Raw genomic sequence first — 22,054 nt, forward strand, 5'->3', positions numbered from 1 at the left:
CGGCCTTTCGGCTTTCCGGCGATTCCGACTCTATCAGAACCTTTCGGGCCTGATTCCCGGTCGAACTCGGGTTGTCATTCCGGCTCTTGAGCCGTTCCGACGTCCGAACTCTAGCGGATTTCCCAGGCGACTCATAATCGAGTCTTCGAAATGTATTTCGGCATGCCGAAATACATCTCCGCTGGGAGATCGTGCTGAGTAGGTTGCCGCATTCGCGGCGGGAGTGGCTGCCGCAGAACCGTTCCGGTCCCGTGACAACTCGAAGAACCTTACGTACCGGTGAAGTGTGTGTCAACTCCGCCCCACCCGTGCCCTAGTCCAGGTCGGTGAGCCTGCCGCCGGCGTCCGGCTGTGCGTGTTCCACGCGGCGCAGGACGCGGATCAGGAGCTCGCCGAGCACGCCCCGCTCGTCCGCCGAGAGGTCCTGGAGCAGGTCCTCCTCGAAGTTCGTTGCCATGCGCATCGCCTCGAGCCACTTCGTACGGCCCTCGTCCGTCAGTTCCACGATGACCCGCACCCGGTTGGTCTCGTCGCGGTCGCGGGTGACCAGGCCCTCGTTGGCCATGCGGTCGATGCGGTGGGTCATCGCGGCCGGGGTGAGACCGAGTCGCTTGGCGAGTTCGCCCGGGCCCATCCGGTACGGGGATCCCGCGAGCACCAACGTCTTCAGGACCTCCCACTCGGCGTTGCTGATGCCGAGTTCGGCGACCTGGCGGCCGTAGGCGACGTTCATCCGGCGGTTGAGGCGGCCCAGGGCCGAGACGACCTTCTCGACCTGGGGGTCCAGGTCACCGAATTCGCGCTGGTAGGCGGCGATCTGTTCGTCGAGGCTCGGCTCCTGGAGGCCGGGACCGGGGGCGGACGACTCGGGGCCGGGCGACTCGGGGGCCTCGGGGCTCTCGGTTGGCATGCGCCGAAGTATCGCACGGGGTGCATTGGTGTTGAAGTCCTTCAATGTGTACTGTTGAGGATCTAACTTTAGTATTGAAGTCTTCAGACTTCAGTCCTTCAAGACCTCAAGGCAGGTGAGTGTGACCAGGGCTACGGGTGCAGCGATGCGCCGGATTCAGGCGGGGACCGCGCTGAGCGCGTTCGGACTCGGCTTCACCGTTCCGTACCTCTACATCTATGTGTCGCAGGTGCGGGACCTGGGCGCGACGACGGCCGGTGTCGTCCTCGCGGTCTTCGCCATGGCCGCACTCGTCGCCCTCCCCTTCACCGGACGGGTGATCGACCGGCGCGGGCCGCTGCCCGTGCTGGTGGGGGCCGCCGTGCTCGCTTCCGCCGGCGCGGCGTCGATGGGGCTCGCGGGGAGTGTGCCGGCCGCCGTCCTGTCGGCCGCGCTGCTCGGGGCGGGTACGGCCGTGATGCAGCCGGCCCTCGCCACGATGATCGTCTGGTCCTCGGACGCCTCGACCCGTACCCGCGCCTTCGCCACGCAGTTCTTTCTCCAGAACCTCGGACTCGGCATCGGCGGGCTGATCGGCGGGCACATCGTCGACGAGAGCAGGCCGGGCAGCTTCACACTGCTGTTCGGCATCGAGGCCGCGATGTTCCTGGTGCTCGCGGGGATCGCGTTCAGCGTCCGGCTGCCTCGTTCGCTCTCACTGCAGGAGGCACGGCCCGAGAACGCCGAGGCCAAGGCCAAGGGCGGAATGCGCGCGCTGCTCGGTAACCGGGCGATGGTGCAGCTGTGCGTGCTGGGCTTTGTCGTCTTCTTCGCCTGCTACGGACAGTTCGAGTCGGGGCTCGCCGCGTACGGGACCGAGGCCGCCGGGATCGAGCCGGCCACCCTCGGGACGGCGCTGGCCGCCAACACCGCGGTGATCGTGGTCGCGCAGTTCGTCGTGCTGAAGTTCGTCGAGCGGCGCAGGCGCAGCCGGGTGATCGCGGGGGTCGGGCTGATCTGGGCCGTCGCGTGGATCACGGCGGGGTACGCGGGGCTCGGAGACGGCAGCCAGGCAATGGCGACGGCCGCGTTCATCTCCACGTACGCGCTCTTCGGGCTCGGCGAGTCGATGCTTTCGCCCACCATCGCGCCGCTTGTCGCCGATCTGGCGCCGGAGGCGATGGTCGGGCAGTACAACTCCGCTTTCGCCCTGGTCAAGCAGCTCGCGCTGGCGGTCGGTCCGGCCGTGGGCGGGCCGATGGGGGCGGCGCTGCACGGTCCGTACATCGTGACGTTCGTGCTGTTCTCGCTCGGCATCAGCGTGCTGGCGCTGCGGCTGGGCAGGCGGCTCACTCCCGTACAGGACCAGCCCTCGCTCGTGTCCAGGTCGCGGGTGGTGACGACGCACAAGCCGGCCGAGCAGATGGAGCCCGCTGCCTGACGAGGCACGCGGGAAGGACTACGCGGGCAGCGCGAACTCGCACCAGACCGCTTTGCCGCCGCCCGGAGTGCGACGGCTCCCCCAGGACGAGGCGATCGTCGCGACGATGGAAATCCCGCGGCCCGCCTCGTCCTCCGTTTCCGCGCGGCGGCGGCGCGGCAGGTGGTCGTCGCCGTCCGTCACCTCGATGATCAGGCGGCGGTCGGTGCGGCGGAGTCGAAGGCGCATGGGCGGGGTGCCGTGCTGGAGGGAATTGGCGACCAGTTCGCTGGCGGCCAGCACCCCCAGGTCGTGCAGCTCGGGGGAGAAACGCCAGGAGGCCAGGACGCCGGAGGCGAAGGCACGGGCGCGCGGCGCCGCTTCGACGCCGCCGAGCAGTTCGAGGGCGGCGTTGTGGAAGAGCTCGGCGGACACGCCCGTACGCGTGGGGTGCTGCACGACCAGTACGGCCACGTCGTCGTCGTGCTCGGCGGTCACTCCCAGGGAACGGATCAGCCGGTCGCAGACCACCTGCGGCGTGCCGGTCGCTCCCGAGAGCGCGCGCTCCAGGGCGGCCACTCCCTCGTCGATGTCCTCGCCGCGGCGCTCGACCAGACCGTCCGTATAGAGGACGGCACTGGAGCCGGGCGGGAGGGCGATGGTGCTGGACGTGTGGAGCCACCCGCCGATGCCGAGCGGCGGGCCCGTCGGTTCCTCGGCGCGGCGGACCGTGCCGTCCTCGTCCCGTACGAGGATCGGGAGGTGGCCCGCCGACGCGTAGACCAGCCGGCCTTCGTTCGGGTCGTGGACGGCGTAGACGCAGGTGGCGATCTGGCTGGCGTCGATCTCGGAGGCCAGGCCGTCGAGCAGTTGGAGCACCTCGTGCGGTGGGAGGTCGAGGCGGGCGTAGGCCCGGACGGCCGTGCGGAGCTGGCCCATGACGGCGGCCGCGCGTACCCCGCGGCCCATCACGTCGCCGATGACGAGCGCGGTGCGGCCCGCTCCGAGGGTGATGACGTCGTACCAGTCGCCGCCGACCGCGGCGTCCGTGCCGCCCGGCTGATATGTCGCGGCGATGCGCAAGTCGTCGGGCTGCTCCAACTCCTGTGGAAGCAGCGATCTCTGAAGGGTGACCGCGGTCTCGCGGTGACGGCGCTCGCTGGCGCGCAGTCGCTCGGCGGCCTCCGCGTGGTCGCTGACGTCGGCGGCGAAGACAAGGACTCCGCCGCCTTTCTTGGGGCTCTCGGCGGGCAGGCACGTGACGGTGTACGAGCCCTGGCCGCTGACCTTGCGGGACTTGACGGTGCGGGGCTTGCCGCTGCGCAGCACCTGGTCCATGAGTGGCAGCAGGCCCAGTTCGGCGAGCTCGGGGCAGGTGTCGGCGGCGGCCGCTCCGGCTGGGCGGTGGCCGAAGGCCGAGGCGTACGCGTCATTCACGTACGCGACGCGGTGCTCGGTGCCGTACACCACGGCGACCAGGGCGGGCAGCCGGCCGAGGATCTCGCGTACGGAGAAGTCATCGAGGGCGGGGACGTCGGACAGCGTGTCCGGCTGCTGTTCGTACTCGCCGCGGGCCGCCGGAACGGAGCCTTCCCCTCGCTGAGCGGGGGAGATCCCACGGTCGGTTCGCCGTGCTGCGGCGCGGCGCTGCGTACCGGGGAGCCTTGCGCTCCAACGCGTGAAGTTCACTGACTTTCAAGCCTCAATGGTTGTCGCCAAGGGTCACTCTGTGCAGGTGTGAGCCCACCTATGGTCACACGTCCAGTGTGACCGACCGGACTGACAGTCCTCGTCGTCCAGTTCACTCAGTTCCCTCTGGAGCCGCTCTGCGGGTCGCCGTCGGAGCGGGGCTCGGGGTCGGGTTTCGGTCCGGGCTTCGGTCCGGGCGGGAAGCCGGGTTCGGGCCCGCGTTGGGGTCCGTGGTGCGGTGCGCGGTCGGGACCGTGGCCCGGGCGTTTGCCGCCCGCGGCGAGTTCGAATTCGGCGCGCGGGTGTTCCAGCGAGCCGAGGGAGACGATCTCGCGTTTGAACAGCCCGGACAAGGTCCACTCGGCGAGCACCCGGGCTTTGCGGTTGAAGGTGGGGACGCGGCTGAGGTGATACACGCGGTGCATCAGCCAGGCCGGATATCCCTTGAGTTTACGGCCGTAGATATGCGCGACGCCCTTGTGGAGGCCGAGGGAGGCGACCGATCCCACGTACTTGTGGGCGTACTCCTTCAGGGGGCCGCCGCGCAGCGACGCCGTGATGTTCTCGGCGAGGACCTTGGTCTGGCGCACGGCGTGCTGGGCGTTGGGCGCGCACTCCTTGCCCGGTTCGGCGGTGACGTCCGGCACGGCCGCGGCGTCGCCCGCTGCCCAGGCGTGGTCGACGCCGGCGACGGTGAGCTGGGCGGTGCAGACGATCCGTCCGCGCTCATTGAGCGGAAGGTCCGTGGCGGCGAGGAGGGGCGCCGGCTTGACGCCCGCGGTCCAGACGACCGTGCGGGTCCGGAAGCGGGTGCCGTCGCTGAGTACGGCGACGCGGTCCTCGCAGGAGTCCAGGCGGGTTTCGAGGCGTACGTCGATATTGCGTGAACGCAGCTCGCGGATGGCGTACTTGCCCATCGCCTCGCCGACCTCGGGGAGGATGCGGTTGCTGGCCTCGACGAGGATGAACTTCAGGTCCTCGGGCTTGATGTTGTGGTAGTAGCGCGCGGCGTAGCGGGCCATGTCCTCCAACTCGGCGAGTGCCTCCACGCCCGCGTAGCCGCCGCCGACGAAGACGAAGGTGAGGGCGGCGTCGCGGATCGCGGGGTCGCGGGTGGAGGAGGCGATGTCCATCTGCTCGATGACGTGGTTGCGCAGACCGATGGCTTCCTCGACGGTCTTGAAGCCGATGGCGTAGTCGGCGAGGCCGGGAATCGGGAGGGTGCGGGAGATCGACCCCGGCGCCAGGACCAGTTCGTCGTAGGTGATCTCCACCGGCCCGGTGCCCTCTTCCAGGGTGGCGAGGGTGGCGACGGTCGCCTTGCGCTTGGCGTGGTCGACTGCCTTGGCCTCGCCGATGACGATCTTGCATTTGTCGAGCACGCGGCGCAGGGGGACCACGACATGACGTGGGGAAATGGAGCCGGCGGCCGCTTCCGGGAGGAAGGGCTGATAGGTCATGTACGGGTCGGGCGCGACCACCACGATCTCAACCTCGCCCTGTGCCAGCTCCTGTTTCAGTTTCCGCTGGAGACGCAGTGCCGTGTACATCCCGACGTAGCCGCCGCCGACGACGAGAATGCGCGCGCCGGACGGGGGGCCGGGGGTCGTCCCCCGGAAGTTAGCAGCCTTCACCATCCCATGAGGCAACGGCCTCAGGCGTTTGTCCACAGCCTCAGCAAATTGTGTGACCGGAGGCTTCGCGCCACGCTGCGGCGGCGCTCCGCCGGATGGCGGGGAATGTGTGCAGGTCAGACGATGCGAAAGGGGTGATAGGAGGGGGTCTAAACAGGAACCTTCCGGCCCTTGCTCCGATCGGGGGGCGCTCTGTGCGGAACTACCCCCTTCTGAATTGCCCCTGGCTCAACTATGTTCATACCTCGTCGGGGTGTCCGGTCAAGGCACTTCCGGCAGACTGGGCGGGGAGGTCTCCGGGGGGAGACATCATGACCGGGGGAACGTGTATGACCATTCAGGATTCGCATTGGCAGGCTGCCGTCGCACAGGGTTCGACGGCCGACGGCAACGGACGGGCGGAATCGGGCGGGACCAGCCGCTCGGCACCGCTGCGTGTGGACGCACAGCGCAATCTCGAGCATGTACTGCGGGCCGCTCGCGAGGTGTTCGGCGAGCTGGGGTACGGCGCGCCGATGGAGGACGTGGCGCGCCGGGCCAGGGTCGGCGTCGGGACGGTGTACCGCCGCTTCCCGAGCAAGGACGTGCTGGTGCGGCGTATTGCCGAGGAGGAGACCTCCCGGCTGACGGAGCAGGCGCGTACGGCTCTGGGGCAGGAGGAGGAGCCGTGGTCGGCCCTCTCCCGTTTCCTGCGTACGTCGGTGGCTTCGGGCGCGGGACGACTGCTGCCGCCGCAGGTGCTGCGGGTGGGCGTGGACGACGAGTCGACGGTTGTCGTACGGGACGGGGCGCGGGTGCCCCATCAGCGGGTCGTCGCGCAGCCCGGGCTGCGGGTGGTCGGGTCTCGTCCGGTGCCGGCCGAGGAGCAGGACGACACGGGCGCGGCGGATCTGCTCGAAGTCGTGGGGCAGTTGGTCGACCGGGCGCGGGCGGCGGGTGAGCTGCGCGACGATGTGACCGTGGCGGACGTGCTGCTGGTGATAGCCACGGCCGCGCCCTCGCTGCCGGATGCGGCGCAGCAGGCGGCGGCTTCGGCCCGGCTGCTGGACATCCTGCTGGAGGGGTTGCGGCCGCGTTCCGCATGAGGAGCGCCGGTGGAAGGTAGCTGTCCGCCGCTCTGACCTGCTAACCAACTGGCTTTTGGGTAAGGTCGGTTGAGCCTTTCCCAAAGGAATGAGGGGATAGCTCGGATTCGGGAAGCCTCCCCGGATGAGTGGTTGATGTAGCAGAGGGTATGGAGCCGTGCCTCTCTGTGGCACTCTGGGCCAGTGTTTGGGTCTGATGGTGCTTTACGGGGGCTTCCGCGATGAGCGGTGACGGTCGGGACAAGTCACTCGACGGATCGGGCGGCAGTGAGTCGGCCGGGCTGTCCTCTGGGCAGGTGCCGAGGCAGGGCGGGCCCGGTGGGTTGTCGGGGGTGCCCGGCGCCTCGGGTCCCGCCGATGCGTCCGGCGGCTCGGGTCCCGCTGCTGGGTACGACGGCTCGGGTTCCGCTGATGGGTCCGGCACGCCGGGTCCCGTCTGCGGCTCGGGCGCGTCCGGTTCCGGCGTGGGTGGCGTTCACGAGCATCACGAGCATGCCGTGCCGTCGCAGCGTGAGGGCGGAAGCCTCGACTCCGTACTACCGCCGCCCGAACTGCCGATGTCCGACACCAAGTTGATCCAGCGGATGCGGGGCGGCGACGACAGCGCCTACGAGGAGCTGTTCCGCCGCCACTCGGTCGCCGTCCGCCGGTATGCGCGCACCTGTTGCCGGGACGCGCACACCGCCGACGATCTGACGGCCGAGGTGTTCGCACGGACACTGCAGGCGGTGCGCGGGGGTTCGGGGCCCGAGCACGCTGTGCGGGCGTATCTCCTCACGACCGTCCGGCGCGTCGCAGCCGCCTGGATGAAAACGGCGAAGAGGGAGCAACTGGTCGAGGACTTCGCGGTGTTCGCCGCGGAAGCCGCCCGCAGCTCTGACGTCGCCATCGACGCCGCGCTCGACCTGGGTGCCGATGTGCGCGCGATGCACGAGGCGGAGCAGTCACTGGCCGTCCGGGCATTCCGCTCGCTGCCCGAGCGCTGGCAGGCGGTGCTCTGGCACACCACCGTCGAGGAGGAGTCGCCGAGCGAGGTCGCGCCGCTCTTCGGGCTCACCGCCAACGCCACGGCGGTGTTGGCCAGCCGGGCCCGCGAGGGCCTCAGGCAGGCCTATCTGCAGGCCCATGTGAGCACCGCGCTCACCTCTGGCGGCGACTGCGCGCGGTACGCCGACCGGCTGGGGGCGTATGCCCGCGGAGGTCTGCGGATGCGGGCCGAGCGAGGGCTGCGCAAGCATCTGGAGGAATGCGCCAAGTGCCGGCTGGCCGCGCACGAGCTCGCACATGTCAACGCCGGGATTCCGGCGCTGCTGCCGGTCGCGGTCATCGGCTGGTTCGCCGCCGGGTACTCCCTCAAGGTCGCCGGGGTCGTGGCGGCCGGGGTCGTGGCCGGCGGGGCCGCGGGCGCGGCGGGGGCCGGTGCGGGCGCCGCTGCCGCGGGCGGTGCGTCGGGCTCCTCCGGGGGTGGAGCCGGTGGAGCCGCGGCATCGGAGGGGCTGGGCGCTGCGGCGAAGGCCGGCATCGCAGCGGCGTCGGCCGTCGCGGTGGCCGCCGGGCTGGTGTGGGGTTTCTCGGGCGACGACCCCAAGTTCGCCCCGGCGCCCGAGGCTAAGCCCCCGGCCGCGCAACCCGACGTACCGCAGAAGCCCGCCCCGTCACCGAATCCGGAGTCCCCGAATCCGGAGTCCCCGGCGACGCCCGCGCCGGGGTCGACCACGCCGTCGAGTAGTTCCGCGCCCTCGCCCGCACTCGTGCCGACCCCCGAGCCCACACCGAAGCCGACACCCGCCCGGCCAGGGCCCAGGCAGCCGGCCCCGCCCGCCACCGAGCCCGAGCCCACGCCGAAGCCGACACCCACTCAGCCCGCCCCGCCGCCCGCGACGGCTCTGCGGGTGTATCAGGTCAACCGGCTGGAGTACGGCGTGTTGGGCGACCACACCGCACCGGAGATACGCCTGCGCGGGAGCAGCTGGCTCTGGCAGCGCTCGGGCATGTCGATCGACGGCACGCGGTACGGACATGGGGTGAGCGTGCACGCCAAGTCCTCGGTCACCATCGATCTCAACCGGCAGTGCGCCAGCTATGACGCGCTGGTCGGGGTCGACGACCTGACGCTGGGTCTGGGCGCGTTGCGCTTCTCCGTCTACGGCGACGGCGATCGGCTGTGGCGGTCCCCGGTGATGCGCGGTGGCGAGGCGGCTGTGCCGGTCCATGTGTCGCTCGCCGGTCTGAAGACGATCCGGCTGGTCGTCGAACCGCAATCGGCGCTCGGCTCGGCCGCGCTCGGAGACTGGGCCCAGGCCCGGATCAGCTGCCGCTGACCGGGCACCTCACCTGGGCACTTGGGCACTTGGGCACCGGTGCTCACGGCCCGGGGCCGCCCCGCGGCCGTCACCCCGACTGCAGCGTCGGTCGGGGCGGAACCCCTCCCGCCACCGCTCTCTGCCTCGGTGCCGCCGTGCCCGTCCAGCACGTGCCCCGGCGCGAGAGCAGCCGCCGTAGCCACAGTTCCGTCGAGATCAGGTCCGCCAGGCCGTCCAGCGGGACCGGTTCGCCCTCCGACGCGGCGCGGAGAGCCTTGCGGATGACGCGGGCCTCCACCAGGCCCGCGTCCGCGAGCAGCGGCGCGTCGAAGAGGGCGATCAGGTGCGGGAGCGAGGCACGCAGGCCGGTGCCGGCCGCTGCCGTGGACGACGCGTGGGTTGTCGCGCCCCAGCCGGGTGGCAGGTCGTGGATGCCCGCGCCGGCAAGGACCTTGCGGAGAATTTCCGCGCGGGCGCCCGGCTTGACCCGTAGCGATTCGGGAAGGTCGCGGCAGGCTCGTACGACCTGGTTGTCCAGAAAGGGCGCGTGCAGGCGCTGGCTGCGGACTTCCGCGGCCTGTTCCATGATCCGCTGGTCCGAGGCGTGGCGGGTCAGCGCGGCGCGCGCGCGAGCCTCGCCGGGGCGCTGGACCGACGTCGGGCGCGTCGCCGCCCCCGTCAGGCGAACCGATACTTCAGCAAGTGCCTCACCCGTCAGCCAACGCGCGGCAGGTCCCGGCCGGGACCAGGTCAGCGCGGCGAGCGAGGCACCCAGCGGCCCGGTGCCGCCCCGCAGGCCGCCGGGTCTGTTCGCCTCGAGCAGGCGGTCAGCCGCCGTCTCCAGGCCGGTGCGGTAGGGCGTACGGGCCAGCCGCCGCGCCGCCCGGTACACCGTCAGCGGGATGAACAGCGACTGCGGCGAGGGGCCCTCGGCACGCGCCAACGCCGCGACCGGGCGCAGCAAATGACGACGCCGCCGGTCCAGCAGCAGGTCCGCCAGCCGCGCCGGATGCGCGTCCAGGACCTGCCGCGCACCCGCACCCGTGAAGTGGTCGGCGCTCCCCGCGGCCAGCCTGCTGCGGTGCCGGTCCGCCATGACCAGCGACGGCGCGGGCTCGTCGGTCAGCGGCCCTTCGAGGCTCGCGTACGGCAGGCTCTCCTCCCCGGCCGCGACCACCACATGGTGCAGCCGCGGATTCGCCGCGATCGCCCGCGCCCGTTCCAGCTCGGCTGCCTCTTCCGCCTCGCGGCCGCCCGTCGCCAGGTCGTTGAAGGTGACGGCCAGCAGCCGCTCCCCCGCGCCCGTGCCACGGCCGAGCACCGTGCCCGGCCGTCCCGGCAGCCCCGCCGCCAGCAGCGCGATCGTGCCCGACGCGCTGCCGCCGGACAGGTCCGCGCCGATCCCCGGAGCCGGACCCCCGCGCGCGGCCCGCCGTTCCGCCGGTCCCATCCCGGGTACGGGGCCGGGATCGGGCGGCAGGGTCTCGGGCGCGTGCCGTGGCGCGGTGAGCCTGGCCCGTACCGCATCGATCAGCGCGTCGCGTACGCCGTCCACCGCGCGCTCCGCCTCGATCTGCGGCCCGGCCACGGCGAGCGAGGCCACCTGCTCGTATCCGGTGATCTCCCTCGACCCCTCGCGCAGGATCAGCGCGTGCCCCGGCGGGATGCGCTTCACGCCGTCGTACGGAGTCGAGTCGCGCAGCGCCTCCGGCGTCTCCGGGCAGGCCAGCAGCGCTGCCAAGTGCCCGATGTCCAGCTGTGCTTCGATCAGATCGGCGAGGGGCAGCGCGGCGGTCGCGTACGCGGTGCCGTTCGCCCACGGGGTGTAGAAAACGGGTCTCGCCCCGGCCAGGTCGCCGACGATCGTGATCCGGCGGCCGACCTGCACAACGCACGTATAACTGCCGGGCCACGCGGTCAGATGCCGCAGCGCCCCGCCGCGCGCCGCGAAGAGCCCGACGCGCAACTCCTCGTCAGTGGCCGCGCAGCAGCCGAGGACGGCAAGCTTGGTGATGGGATCGACGGTTACGACGCGCACCTCATCGGGTCGCCAGTCGCCGACCGCCCAGAGCGGATCCGGGTCGCCCCACAGGAGTTGGGCGCCCACCGGATGAACTGTGCGCCCCTCGTCGGATCCTCCGACGGCCCCCGCCGTACCGAAGTTCGCGGCGATACTGCTCCAGCCCACCAACCATCGCATCGCCGCCTCCACAGGCTGTGGGCAAACCCGGCCCCTGGCCGTAGCCGTTCGGGAACATGCCGCTTCGGGAACATGCTGCCACGAAGGCGGCGCATAGGAGGGGCTCCGGGTCGCGCGCGCAAAAAATGAAACGCGCCCCTGGCATTGGCGATTTGGCGACGTTCCAGGACACGTCCAAAGCGCGACGGGAAGGACGGCCGACGCCCATACAGGCGCAAAGGGGACGCGAGGGACGGTCGGCATCCGGCCATTCTCCGGACGTTCTCCGGGCCGCTGACCCGTCCATCACCGGTGCATACACACAGTCCGGGAGGCGCTGTTCGCCTCCCGGACCGGTCCGCCGCCCGCGGGGATTGAAGACGGCGGTGTCCCCCAGCCCACTGGTTCCAGTACGCAGCGGGCCGACCCACGCAGGACTCATCGAAGCCCTCGTCCACCGGCCGGGCCAGAGCGCACGGACGGGCGCACAGCCACACACCCGGAGCACGCCAGGGAGCACGACGATGGCCGCCATCCACCCGCGTTCTCCTCCAACGCACAACAATCTCGCCATACGGAACACCGCCTCTTAACGGTCGGGATGCGGCGAACTACGCTGGGTTTACTGATGTTCTCCGCATGGGTGCATATTCCGAGGGGCTCGGCCAGGTGCTTTTGCAGCCGGGACCACAGAGCTGCTCGGAGCTGTTCACCAGCGGAGGACACAGCACGAATGCCGTGCGCCCAGGCAGCGACGCGGCGGCCGTCTGTGTGTCGAGGGGTGGCGCATGTCCAGGGAGCAACGCGGGCCGAACGAAAAGCTCGGCACCGTTCTCGCCCTCGCGGGAATCAGCAACGCCGGCCTCGCCCGGCGGGTCAACGACCTAGGCGGGCAGCGCGGTCTGACCCTTCGCTACGACAAGACCTCCGTGGCGAGATGGGTGTCCAAGGGCATGGTGCCGCAGGGCGCCGCGCCCCATCTCATCGCCGCCGCGATCGGCGCCAAACTGGGCCGTCCGGTGCCGCTGCACGAGATCGGTCTGGCGGACGCCGACCCGGCGCCCGAGGTCGGTCTCGCCTTCCCGCGCGATGTGGGCGAGGCGGTGAAATCGGCCACCGAGCTGTACCGCCTGGATCTGGCGGGGCGACGGGCGGGCAGCGGCGGCATCTGGCAGTCCCTGGCCGGATCCTTCGCAGTGAGCGCTTACGCGACGCCCGCGTCCCGCTGGCTGATAACCCCCGCCGACTCCTCGGTCGAGCGGTCGGTGGACGCGGCGGACGACACTCCCGCCCGCGTGGGTCACAGCGACGTGGCCAAGCTCAGGGAGGCGGCGGAGGACGCCCGGCGCTGGGACTCGAAGTACGGCGGTGGGGACTGGCGTTCGTCGATGGTGCCTGAGTGTCTGCGGGTGGACGCGGCGCCGCTGCTCCTCGGGTCGTATTCGGACGAAGTGGGGCGCGCGCTGTTCGGCGCGACAGCCGAACTGACCCGGCTGGCCGGGTGGATGGCCTTCGACACGGGTCAACAGGAGGCCGCTCAGCGGTACTACATCCAGGCGCTGCGGCTGGCCCGGGCGGCGGCGGACGTGCCGCTCGGGGGCTACGTACTGGCCTCGATGTCGCTGCAGTCGACGTACCGCGGCTTCGCGGACGAGGGCGTGGACCTGGCGCAGGCGGCCCTGGAGCGCAACCGCGGCCTCGCGACCGCCCGCACCATGAGCTTCTTCCGGCTGGTGGAAGCGCGTGCGCATGCGAAGGCGAGCGACGCGCCGGCGGCGGGGGCCGCGCTGAAGGCGGCGGAGGGCTGGCTGGAGCGCTCGCGGGATGGCGACCCCGACCCGTCCTGGCTGGGCTTCTACTCGTACGACAGATTCGCCGCGGACGCCGCCGAGTGCTACCGCGATCTGAAGGCGCCGCGACAGGTGCGGCGCTTCACCGAGCAGGCGCTGTCGCGGCCGACGGAGGAGTTCGTGCGCTCGCACGGGCTGCGGCTCGTGGTGTCGGCTGTCGCCGAACTGGAGTCGGGGAACCTGGACGCTGCCTGCGCGGCGGGCACGCGCGCGGTGGAGGTGGCGGGGCGGATCTCCTCGGCACGGACCACGGAGTACGTACGGGATCTGCTGCACCGGCTGGAGCCGTACGGCGACGAGCCGCGGGTGGTGGAGCTGCGGGAGCGGGCCCGGCCGCTGCTGGTGGCTCCGGCGTAGGACGGCCCGATGGCGCGCGAGCCCGGTCCACCTGGTTTAAGGGCATTGTCAGTGGGCCAGTGCACTATCGGGGTGGGAGGTGACGCGGTGACGGCGTCAGGGCAGGACTCCGCACATGGCTACGGGCACGGCCATGGGCGTGGCTTCGACTGTGACGTGCTGGTGATCGGCGGCGGGATCGTCGGCCTGTCCACGGCGTACGCGCTCACGCGCGCGGCCCCCGGCACCCGGGTGATGGTCCTGGAGAAGGAGCCCGGGCCGGCGCGCCACCAGACCGGCCGGAACAGCGGAGTGATCCACAGCGGGATCTACTACCGGCCGGGGTCGCTCAAGGCGCGGTTCGCGGTGCGCGGGGCGGCCGAGATGGTCAAGTTCTGCGCGGAGTACGGCATCGCGCACAAGGTCACCGGCAAGCTGATCGTGGCCACCGGCCGGGACGAGCTGCCGCGGCTGCACGCACTGGTCCAGCGCGGCCGGGAGAACGGCATTCCGGTGCGGGAGCTGGGCCCCGCCCAGATCGAGGAGTACGAGCCGCAGGTGCGGGGGCTCGCGGCGATCCGGGTCGGCACCACCGGGGTGTGCGACTTCGGGGCGGTGGCGGCGCAGCTGGGAGCCGCGTCCGGCGCGGACATCCAGTACGGCGAGGAGGCGGCCGCGATCGACCGCCGCGGCTGGGGCGTCGCGGTGCGTACGGCGTCGGGGGCGGTGATCAGGGCGCGGGTGCTGGTCAACTGCGCGGGGCTGCAGTGCGACCGGATCGCCCGGCTGGCGGGCGACGAGCCGCGGATGCGGATCGTTCCCTTCCGTGGTGAGTACTACGAGCTGACGCGGCCCGAGCTGGTCCGCGGCCTGGTCTACCCGGTCCCGGACCCGGCCTTCCCGTTCCTCGGGGTCCACCTCACCCGCGGCATCGAAGGCAGCGTCCACGTCGGGCCGAACGCGGTCCCGGCGCTGGCCCGCGAGGGCTACAGCTGGTCGGCGGTCCGCCCCCGGGACATGGCCGAGACGCTGGCCTGGCCGGGCTCGTGGCGGATCGCCCGCAGGCACTGGCGGTACGGAGCGGGGGAACTGCACCGCTCGCTGTCGAGGCGGGCGTTCGCGACGGCGGTGCGCAGGCTGCTCCCGGCGGTCACGGAGGACGATCTGCGCCCGGCGCCTGCGGGGGTGCGGGCGCAGGCGGTGCTGCGGGACGGGACGCTGGCGGACGACTTCCTGATCCGCGAGGGCCCGCGGACGGTGCATGTGCTGAACGCGCCGTCGCCGGCGGCGACGGCGGCGCTGCCGATCGGCCGCGAGGTGGCACGCAGAGCCCTGACCGCCCTGACGGGCGGCAACCTGGCCCGGGCCGGCCGCTAGCCCGGGCGAACCCTTCCGGAACCCGGGCCGGCCGCTGGTACGGGCGAGCCCCACCGGGACCGGGCCGGCCGCCAGTCCGACGCCGCCCCGCCCGGGACCCGTGCCGGCCGCCAGTCCAGGGTCAGCCCTGTCTCTCGCCGCTCGATTCCAAGTGGTGATCTCAAGCCCGTGCGGTGATTTCCGTGATCTCGAGCTCGTCCGGCGTTTGCGGACAAAGCCGACTACCGGGCGGCCCCGGACCCACCCCAACGCCCCCGTAGAATTGACCGCACTGTGTCTGAGCTCCGAAACCACACCCCCGACGGCCCCCCGGCCCCCATCCGCGCCGGTCGCGAGCCCCGCTTCCCCGGCGGGCCCGTCGCCGATCCCGCCGGGTCCCATCATGAGCGGCGTATCCGCAGCTTCCAGCCGCGGCGAAGCCGGGTGACCGCCGGGCAGGGCGATGCGCTTCAGCGGCTGTGGCCCGTCTGGGGCCTCGACATCGACGGCCTTCGTGTCCTCGACATCGAGGAGATGTTCGGCGGGCTGCCCGTCGTCCTGGAGATCGGTTTCGGGATGGGCGAGGCCACCGCGCAGATGGCCGCAGCGGACCCCGGCACCGGGATTCTCGCCGTCGACGTCCACACCCCCGGCCAGGGCAACCTCCTCGGTCTGGCCGAGCGGAACGGACTGTCCAACATCCGGGTGGCCAACGGCGACGCGATCATCCTTCTGCGGGAGATGCTCCCGCCCCGCTCGCTCGACGGGCTGCGCGTCTTCTTCCCCGACCCCTGGCCCAAGAAGCGGCACCACAAGCGGCGGCTGATCCAGCCCGAGTTCCTCACCCTGGCCGCCGCCCGCTTGAAGCCCGGCGCGATCCTGCACTGCGCGACCGACTGGGAGCCGTACGCCGAGCAGATGCTCGAGGTGCTCTCCGCCCACCCGGACTTCGAGAACACCCAGGAGCACGGCGGCTACGCCCCGCGCCCCGCCTTCCGCCCGCTCACTCGGTTCGAAGGACAAGGCCTGGACAAGGGCCACAAGGTGCACGACCTGCTGTTCCGCCGCCCATTGGGGCCCGCGTAACGCTGCGGAGCACCCCGGACACCGTCGCCAGTTGTCAGTGTCCCTGGTTAGGGTCAATGGGTGTCCGAGTCGTCCCCGCAGCACCCCGCACCGCATCCCGCGGTCCCGGCGTACGAACAGCAGCAGGTCGCCGAGCTGTTCGCCGCCGTACCGGAGCGTGCCCGCTGGCGCTACAAACCGCGCCGCGCCGCCCGGCTCTGGCACAGCAGGGCGGTACGGGCGGGGGTGCTGATCACCCTCCTCGCCCTCTCCGGACTCGTCATCCTCGCGCTCGTACGCGAACAGACCGGCACCCAGGGCTTTTTGGTGGGTCTCGGTCTCGCGACCCTTCCCGTCCCGCTCCTCGCCGCGGCCTTCCGCTGGCTGGACCGGGTCGAGCCGGGGCCCTGGCGAAATCTGCTGTTCGCCTTCGCCTGGGGCGCGTTCGCCGCTGCCCTCGTCGCGATCATCGCGAACTCCTTCGCGACCCGCTGGATAGCCACCGCCACCGCCGACCCGGCGAGCGCGGACACGCTCGGCGCGACGGTGATAGCCCCGATCGTCGAGGAGAGCGCGAAGGCCGCCGCGATCCTGCTGATCTTCATCTTCCGCAGACGGGACTTCACCGGGATCGTCGACGGCGTGGTCGTGGCCGGCTTCACCGCGACCGGCTTCGCCTTCACCGAGAACATCCTCTACCTGGGCACCGCCTTCGGCGAGGATCAGGAGATAGGCACATCGGGGATCGCCTCGGTGACGGCGGCGACCTTCTTCGTACGCGTCGTCATGTCGCCGTTCGCTCACCCGCTCTTCACCGTGCTGACCGGCATCGGCTTCGGGATCGCCGCGCTCGCCACCCGGCGCCAGCGCATCCGCCGGATCGCGCTGCCACTGCTCGGCCTCGCCCTCGCCATGGGCATGCACGCCCTGTGGAACGGCTCGTCGTCGCTCTTCGGCCCGTGGGGCTTCTACGCCGTGTACGGAGCGTTCATGGTCCCCGTCTTCGGGCTGCTGACCTGGCTCACGGTCTGGACCCGGCAGCGCGAGCTGCGCACCATATCCACCGAGCTGCCCGCGTACGCCGACGCCGGCTGGCTGGCCGCCGCCGAGCCGCACGCGCTCTCCTCGATGCGGGCGCGCACGATGGCCCGCGACGTCGCCCGGCGCGCGCACGGACCGGCCGCCGCGCACGCCGTGTCGGAGTACCAGCGCTTCGCTACGTCCCTGGCCTTTCTGCGCCACCGGGCCCACCGGGGCGCGGCGGGCGCGGACTTCGCGGAGCGTGAGCGGGAGCTGCTGCACCACCTGTGGCAGCGCAAGGACGTCGCCGGTCCCGCGCTGACGTACGCGGCACGGGCGACGGGGCGGGTGTGGACGCCGCCGCCGTACCGGGACTACGGCGGCTATAACCCGTACCGCCGCTAGTTCTGACCGGGATCCGCCACAGACCCGCTGCCCTCAGGCGGGGGACGGGCTCGAAGTGTCCGATGCCGCGGTCAGCTCGTCCAGCTCCTCGGCCGTCAGCTCCAGCTCGGCGACCGCCGTCAGCGCCGGCAGCTGCTCGACCGTACGGGCCGAGGCGATCGGCGCGACGACGGTCGGCTGCGCGGCCAGCCAGGCGAGCGCGACGGTCGCGACCTCGGCGCGGCGCGCCTGCGCGACCTTGTCGAGCGCGGCGAGGACCGACAGGCCCCGCCTGCTCTCCAGGTACTTGCCCGCGCCCGCGGCCCGTGCGCTGTCCACCGTCACACCCGGCCGGTACTTACCGCTGAGGAACCCGGAGGCGAGCGCGGAGTAGGGGACGGCGGCGAGCCCGGCACGGGCGGCGGTGTCCCGCAGCTCACCCTCGTACGTCTCGCGGGAGACGAGGTTGTAGCGCGGCTGCAGTGCGACGTAACGGGCAAGCCCCTCGCGCTCCGAGAAGTCCAGTGACGCCTGGAGCCGTTCGGCGCTGAGGTTGGACGCGGCGATCGCGCGGACCTTGCCGGCCTTCACCAGCTGGTCGAGTGCGGTGATGATCTCCTCGACGGGGACGCTCGGGTCGTCGAAGTGCGTGTAGTAAAGGTCGATGTAGTCGGTGCCGAGCCGCTTCAGGGAGGCTTCGGCCGCGGCCTTGACGGTCGTGCCGGACAGGCCCTTGAACTGCGGATGCGCACCGGCCTTCGTCGCGACGACGATGTCGGAACGGTTGCCGCGCGCGGTGAGCCAGTGGCCGATGACGGTCTCGGACTCGCCGCCCTCGTTGCCCGGCGCCCAGGAGGAGTACGCGTCGGCGGTGTCGACGAAGTTGCCGCCTGCGGCGGTGTAGGCGTCGAGCACGGCGAAGGACTGCGCCTGGTCGGCGGTCCAGCCGAATACATTGCCGCCCAGCGCGAGCGGGGAGACTGCGATGTCGGACGGGCCGAGAGTCCGGAGAGAAGTCATGAGTTGATCAACGACCGGGGTGGTGCGCGAGTTCCACGCGCTGTACTGGTCTACGCGCTGTACTGGTCTACGCGCTGTACGGTCCACGCGCTGTACGGTCTACGCGCTGTACGGTCCACGCGCTGTACGGTCCACGCGCTGTACCGGCAGCCCTGGCGTCGGGGGGTGTGCGCCAGGGCTGCCGGGGACTGTGGCCCAGGATCAGACGCTGAGGCCCTTGCCGCGCAGCCACGCCATCGGGTCGATTCCCGACCCGCCCGACGTGTGAACCTCGAGGTGCAGGTGCGGGCCCGTCACATTGCCCGTCGCGCCGACGCGGCCGATCGTCTCGCCCGTCGTCACCTTCTGCCCGGCGCTGACCGAGATCGAGGACTGGTGGGCATACCAGACTTCCGTGCCGTCCTCGAGCTCCAGCACCGTGCGGTAGCCGTAAGAGCCTGACCAGCCCGCCGACTTGACGGTGCCGCTGTGCACCGCCTTGATCGGCGTGCCCGTCGGCGCGGCGAAGTCCAGGCCGGTGTGGTAGCCCGAGGACCACATGGAGCCTGACTCGCCGAACGTGGATGTGATCGTGTACGAGGACGTGGGCAGGGCGAAGCTCTGCGCGAGCTTGGCCAGCCGCGCAGCCTCCGCCTTCGCCGCCGCGGCCTCCTCGGCCGCGCGCTTCTCGGCCTCGGCCTGGGCCTCCGCCGCGGTCTGCTGCTTCGCGGCCTGTGCCGCGGCCTTCTCGGCCGCGAGCTTCTCCGCGACCGCCTTCGCCTCGGCGTCCGCCTCCGACTGCTGCTGCTCGGCCTGCTGAAGGATGCGGGCGCGCAGCGCCTCACCGGCGCCGGCCGCGCTGTCGGGTCCGGCCTCGGTGGCGGGGTCCGCGGCGAGAGACATCGCCGTGAGCGGGGCCGCGTTCACGTTCCCCGCGTCGGCGTCCGACGCGTCGTCGGACATCAGGTTGCCCACGCCCGGCAGGGACTTGGCGTCGGGCAGGTTGTCCGCGATCGAGTCGGGGAGCGATATGGAGACCGGCGGCTTGTTCTGCGCGGTGGCCATGCCGCCCGCGCCAACCGCGGCGATCACGCCGACGCCGAGCACTGTTGAACTGCGGGCGAGCCCGCCGCGCTGCTTCATGACACGGTGCCGACCGCGCACCGGACGAAGGGAGTCCTCGGTGGGGTTCCATTCCTCCCAGGCCCGTTCCGCCACTTCGTTACCGAAGAAGTCAGTTTCCGGGGTTCCGAAGGGTGCTTCGGGGGCAGGCTTGTTGGACGCCACGAAGGCGTGCTCCTTTCCTTCCTTCTCGCCTACCGGGTTAGCTGACGGGTTCGGAGCAGGAAGGTCTCCTACGGGCGCCTCGACCGCGAAAGAGCGGCAAAAGGTGCCCGATTCACCCCAATTGGTGGTTCCCCGGTTCCCTTGCAGGATTCGGCGCGTGCGCACGGTGCCGTCTCTTGCGACGACTGGGACAACCGCGCTGCGTTATCGAACGTTAATAGACGCCGGGGCTGGATACCAAGCTGTTCCGACTGATCATTAACGACTCGGGCGGAACTTATCAGGACACAAGCGGCCGGAATCGGGCGACTTGATCGGCACTCGGACCCGAATCCTCACCTGACAGTCCATCAAGTGTTATGCGGAGGGGTGCGCTACGACTACGCACGGTGCCGGTCCCGCGTCCGTCCGGCGGCGGGACGGTGACCTTCACCCTCCTCGGGGTCGGAGTCTCCACCGGCTCTGACAACCCGCACGGTCCTGCGGCGGTCCGGCTGCCCCTCGGCGGGACGGCTGACCGCCAGCAGTGCCATGTCGTCAGTGGCCGCGCCGCCCGTATGCCGTCGTACGTCGTCGACAAGCGCGTCCAGCAACTCCTCGGGCCCGGGAAAGAGCCGGCCCGCGAGCCGCTCGCCGGGGTCGTAGAAGACGCCGTCCGCGTCGCGCGCCTCGGTCAGGCCGTCCGTGTAGAGGAGCAGCGTGGCCCCGGCGGGCAGCGGATGTGCCCGCGACCGGTCCGGCCACGCCGCCAGGTCGCCCATTCCCAGCGGCAGCGCGGCCTGGGGCGGCTCCAGGATGTCCACGACCCCGTCGGCGTACAGCACCAGCGGCTCCGGATGACCCCGATTGACCACCCGCACCACGCCCTCGCCGTGCGGGATCTCGGCGAGCACGGCGGTGGTGAACCCCTCGACGGCGTCCAGCTCGTCCCGCCGCGTGTCCTCGCGCGCCAGCGCCCGCTCAAGACGCGCGGCGACTCCTTCGAGCGAACGCTCCTGCTCGGCGGCCTCCCGGAACGCCCCGATGACCACCGCCACCTCTTCGACCGCCCCCAGCCCCTTGCCCCGTACGTCCCCCACCACCAGCCGTACCCCGAAGGGCGTGTCCTGTACGGCGAAGAGGTCGCCGCCGATGAAGGCGTCCGCCTGTGCCGCCTCGTACCGCGCGGCGATCTGGAGTCCGCCGATCCGGGCGGGAGGGGCGGGCAGCACGGCGCGCTGGGCGGTCTCGGCGATCACCCGGGCGGAGGCGAGGCGCTCACGGCTGAGCCGTACGAGGCGGTTGATGAGCAACGCGAGCCCGGAGACAGTGAGCACGGTGAACAGTTCGGTGAACGACGTGACCTCGGACACGGTCGCGTTGTAGTAGCGCAGAGCGAGCACGGACAAGGTCGCCGCGATGCCGGTCAGCAGAGTGGCGATCCAGGAGGAGAACGGCGCGGCGATCAGCGGGGCGGCCGCGAAGAACGGCACCGCCGTGAATTGGGGCGGGGTGAAGTAGTCGAAGACAAGACCGCCGGTGATCATCAGCGTGGGCAGCATACGGACGACACGAGGAGCCCTGTAGCCGCCGTCCTGCCGTCGGTGCGCCACCGGTTATCTCCTGCCGTCCGCCTGGCTGCGGACGGTACCGCGCCCTTCCCAGGCTGGCCGTAGCCGCGCCGGGCGGCGACTCACCATCGGCCGACCGGGCGACGCGGGGGTGAGTGACGGGTGCGCATGAGGGGATACGACAGTGGCCCGGCACTCTTATCGAGTGCCGGGCCACTGTCTTCAGTAGCGGGGACAGGATTTGAACCTGCGACCTCTGGGTTATGAGCCCAGCGAGCTACCGAGCTGCTCCACCCCGCGTCGGTAAACACAACCTTACGCCATCCGGAGCAAGATCAACTCCACTTGATGGACAGACCTGCACGGACGCCCCTCCGAGCCTGTCCCGATGCTATCCGAGCCCGTCCCGAACGGTCCCGGGCCCGCCCGGAGCCCGCCCGGAGCCGGTCCGGCGGGCTCCGGATTGGCCGTGGCCCAGCCGCACAGCGCCCTCGTCGCCGCCCGTCATCGCGAAGGGCGGCGAACTGCTGAGGGTGCTGCGCGGGGGCGGGGCGCCGCTGCACAGGGGCCGGCGGGCTGTTCAGCGGCGGCGCAGGCGGAGTGCGGTGAGCGCGCCGCCGACCGCGATCAGGGCCGCGGTGGTGATCGCCGCGTACCAGGTGGAGCTGGACGATCCGGTGCTGGCGAGGGCGCCGCTGGTGGTGACGGGGGTGTTCGCGGCCGCCGCCGTGGTTGTGGCGGAGGCGGACGGGGTCCCGGACGGCGTCGCGGAAGCGGTCGGGGAGGGCGAGGCAGACCCGGAGGGGCTCGCGGTCGGCTCGCCGCTCGGGGCGGTGCCGCGCTCGGGGGCGACCGTGATCTTGGACTCGGCCTCCAGGAACGGCATCGTGTTGCCCTCTGTCAGCGACGTCTTCGCGCGCAGCGTGAGCTTGACCGGCTCCTGGATGCCCTTGAAGTCGATGACGCGCCGCGCCCGCCGGGCGAAAACCCGCTGGTGACCTGGGCGTT

Annotated in this window: 15 protein-coding genes, 1 tRNA gene and 1 riboswitch; of the genes, 8 read left to right on the plus strand and 8 right to left on the minus strand. The window is 71.4% G+C overall.

The window, feature by feature from the left end:
• Nucleotides 1-313 precede the first annotated feature (313 nt).
• On the minus strand, nucleotides 314-910 hold the full coding sequence (locus J7E87_RS10305) for a MarR family winged helix-turn-helix transcriptional regulator (protein WP_215092336.1): 597 nt from the start codon (nucleotides 908-910) through the stop codon (nucleotides 314-316).
• A gap of 145 nt (nucleotides 911-1,055) precedes the next feature.
• Between J7E87_RS10305 and J7E87_RS10310 the strand changes: the two genes are divergently transcribed.
• Nucleotides 1,056-2,330, plus strand: a complete 1,275-nt coding sequence (locus tag J7E87_RS10310; protein ID WP_215092338.1) for an MFS transporter — start codon at nucleotides 1,056-1,058, stop codon at nucleotides 2,328-2,330.
• A gap of 18 nt (nucleotides 2,331-2,348) precedes the next feature.
• On the opposite strand, the gene J7E87_RS10315 is transcribed toward J7E87_RS10310, so the two are convergent.
• Nucleotides 2,349-3,998 carry a SpoIIE family protein phosphatase gene (locus tag J7E87_RS10315; RefSeq protein WP_215092340.1) on the minus strand — a complete coding sequence of 550 codons (1,650 nt, stop codon included), beginning with the start codon at nucleotides 3,996-3,998 and terminating at the stop codon, nucleotides 2,349-2,351.
• A 116-nt stretch (nucleotides 3,999-4,114) separates the two neighbouring features.
• Nucleotides 4,115-5,635: an NAD(P)/FAD-dependent oxidoreductase gene (locus J7E87_RS10320; RefSeq protein ID WP_215092342.1), complete on the minus strand. Its 1,521-nt coding sequence runs from the start codon at nucleotides 5,633-5,635 to the stop codon at nucleotides 4,115-4,117.
• Between the two features lie 326 nt (nucleotides 5,636-5,961).
• Here J7E87_RS10320 and J7E87_RS10325 point away from each other — a divergent pair, with 326 nt between their 5' ends.
• Both J7E87_RS10325 and J7E87_RS10330 read left to right on the plus strand, forming a co-directional pair.
• Complete coding sequence (locus J7E87_RS10325) at nucleotides 5,962-6,717, plus strand: TetR/AcrR family transcriptional regulator (protein ID WP_215092343.1); 756 nt, start codon at nucleotides 5,962-5,964, stop codon at nucleotides 6,715-6,717.
• Nucleotides 6,718-6,938: 221 nt separating this feature from the next.
• The gene (locus J7E87_RS10330) at nucleotides 6,939-9,038 is read left to right on the plus strand and encodes a sigma-70 family RNA polymerase sigma factor (protein WP_215092344.1); all 2,100 of its coding nucleotides are present in this window, start codon (nucleotides 6,939-6,941) and stop codon (nucleotides 9,036-9,038) included.
• 70 nt (nucleotides 9,039-9,108) lie between these two features.
• Here the strand turns inward: J7E87_RS10330 and J7E87_RS10335 are convergent, their stop codons facing one another.
• Nucleotides 9,109-11,220 carry an asparagine synthase-related protein gene (locus tag J7E87_RS10335; protein ID WP_215092345.1) on the minus strand — a complete coding sequence of 704 codons (2,112 nt, stop codon included), beginning with the start codon at nucleotides 11,218-11,220 and terminating at the stop codon, nucleotides 9,109-9,111.
• Nucleotides 11,221-11,987: 767 nt separating this feature from the next.
• On the opposite strand from J7E87_RS10335, the gene J7E87_RS10340 reads away from it, so the two are divergent.
• From J7E87_RS10340 to J7E87_RS10355, 4 genes are all read left to right on the plus strand, one after another.
• Nucleotides 11,988-13,406, plus strand: coding sequence for an MFS transporter (locus J7E87_RS10340; protein ID WP_215092346.1), 1,419 nt, complete (start codon nucleotides 11,988-11,990; stop codon nucleotides 13,404-13,406).
• An 87-nt stretch (nucleotides 13,407-13,493) separates the two neighbouring features.
• Nucleotides 13,494-14,762 (plus strand): L-2-hydroxyglutarate oxidase, encoded by a 1,269-nt coding sequence (lhgO, locus tag J7E87_RS10345; RefSeq protein ID WP_308312893.1) that lies wholly within the window; start codon nucleotides 13,494-13,496, stop codon nucleotides 14,760-14,762.
• Between the two features lie 273 nt (nucleotides 14,763-15,035).
• Nucleotides 15,036-15,827, plus strand: coding sequence for a tRNA (guanosine(46)-N7)-methyltransferase TrmB (gene trmB / locus J7E87_RS10350; RefSeq protein WP_215092348.1), 792 nt, complete (start codon nucleotides 15,036-15,038; stop codon nucleotides 15,825-15,827).
• Between the two features lie 60 nt (nucleotides 15,828-15,887).
• Nucleotides 15,888-17,231 (plus strand): PrsW family intramembrane metalloprotease, encoded by a 1,344-nt coding sequence (locus tag J7E87_RS10355; RefSeq protein WP_215092350.1) that lies wholly within the window; start codon nucleotides 15,888-15,890, stop codon nucleotides 17,229-17,231.
• A gap of 33 nt (nucleotides 17,232-17,264) precedes the next feature.
• On the opposite strand, the gene J7E87_RS10360 is transcribed toward J7E87_RS10355, so the two are convergent.
• The 4 genes from J7E87_RS10360 to J7E87_RS10375 all read right to left on the minus strand — a co-directional run bounded on the left by J7E87_RS10360 (nucleotide 17,265) and on the right by J7E87_RS10375 (nucleotide 21,346).
• Nucleotides 17,265-18,230: an aldo/keto reductase gene (locus J7E87_RS10360; RefSeq protein ID WP_215092352.1), complete on the minus strand. Its 966-nt coding sequence runs from the start codon at nucleotides 18,228-18,230 to the stop codon at nucleotides 17,265-17,267.
• Between the two features lie 201 nt (nucleotides 18,231-18,431).
• Nucleotides 18,432-19,496: a M23 family metallopeptidase gene (locus tag J7E87_RS10365; protein WP_215092354.1), complete on the minus strand. Its 1,065-nt coding sequence runs from the start codon at nucleotides 19,494-19,496 to the stop codon at nucleotides 18,432-18,434.
• An 11-nt stretch (nucleotides 19,497-19,507) separates the two neighbouring features.
• Nucleotides 19,508-19,662, minus strand: a riboswitch (cyclic di-AMP (ydaO/yuaA leader).
• A gap of 214 nt (nucleotides 19,663-19,876) precedes the next feature.
• Nucleotides 19,877-21,037 carry a PP2C family protein-serine/threonine phosphatase gene (locus J7E87_RS10370; protein ID WP_215092540.1) on the minus strand — a complete coding sequence of 387 codons (1,161 nt, stop codon included), beginning with the start codon at nucleotides 21,035-21,037 and terminating at the stop codon, nucleotides 19,877-19,879.
• A 235-nt stretch (nucleotides 21,038-21,272) separates the two neighbouring features.
• A tRNA-Met gene (locus tag J7E87_RS10375) sits at nucleotides 21,273-21,346 on the minus strand.
• Between the two features lie 305 nt (nucleotides 21,347-21,651).
• Between J7E87_RS10375 and J7E87_RS10380 the strand changes: the two genes are divergently transcribed.
• Nucleotides 21,652-22,044, plus strand: coding sequence for a hypothetical protein (locus J7E87_RS10380; protein WP_215092356.1), 393 nt, complete (start codon nucleotides 21,652-21,654; stop codon nucleotides 22,042-22,044).
• Nucleotides 22,045-22,054: the final 10 nt, after the last annotated feature.

It is taken from the genome of Streptomyces sp. ISL-1, from assembly GCF_018614585.1.
GTDB classification, from domain to species: domain Bacteria; phylum Actinomycetota; class Actinomycetes; order Streptomycetales; family Streptomycetaceae; genus Streptomyces; species Streptomyces maoxianensis.

What these genes read in the sequence shown, in the direction of transcription:
- J7E87_RS10305 (WP_215092336.1), bottom strand. Translation starts at nt 910, where the DNA reads ATGCCAACCGAGAGCCCCGAGGCCCCCGAGTCGCCCGGCCCCGAGTCG.
- J7E87_RS10310 (WP_215092338.1), top strand. Translation starts at nt 1,056, where the DNA reads ATGCGCCGGATTCAGGCGGGGACCGCGCTGAGCGCGTTCGGACTCGGC.
- J7E87_RS10320 (WP_215092342.1), bottom strand. Translation starts at nt 5,635, where the DNA reads ATGGTGAAGGCTGCTAACTTCCGGGGGACGACCCCCGGCCCCCCGTCC.
- J7E87_RS10325 (WP_215092343.1), top strand. Translation starts at nt 5,962, where the DNA reads ATGACCATTCAGGATTCGCATTGGCAGGCTGCCGTCGCACAGGGTTCG.
- J7E87_RS10330 (WP_215092344.1), top strand. Translation starts at nt 6,939, where the DNA reads ATGAGCGGTGACGGTCGGGACAAGTCACTCGACGGATCGGGCGGCAGT.
- J7E87_RS10335 (WP_215092345.1), bottom strand. Translation starts at nt 11,220, where the DNA reads ATGCGATGGTTGGTGGGCTGGAGCAGTATCGCCGCGAACTTCGGTACG.
- J7E87_RS10340 (WP_215092346.1), top strand. Translation starts at nt 11,988, where the DNA reads ATGTCCAGGGAGCAACGCGGGCCGAACGAAAAGCTCGGCACCGTTCTC.
- J7E87_RS10360 (WP_215092352.1), bottom strand. Translation starts at nt 18,230, where the DNA reads ATGACTTCTCTCCGGACTCTCGGCCCGTCCGACATCGCAGTCTCCCCG.
- J7E87_RS10370 (WP_215092540.1), bottom strand. Translation starts at nt 21,037, where the DNA reads ATGCTGCCCACGCTGATGATCACCGGCGGTCTTGTCTTCGACTACTTC.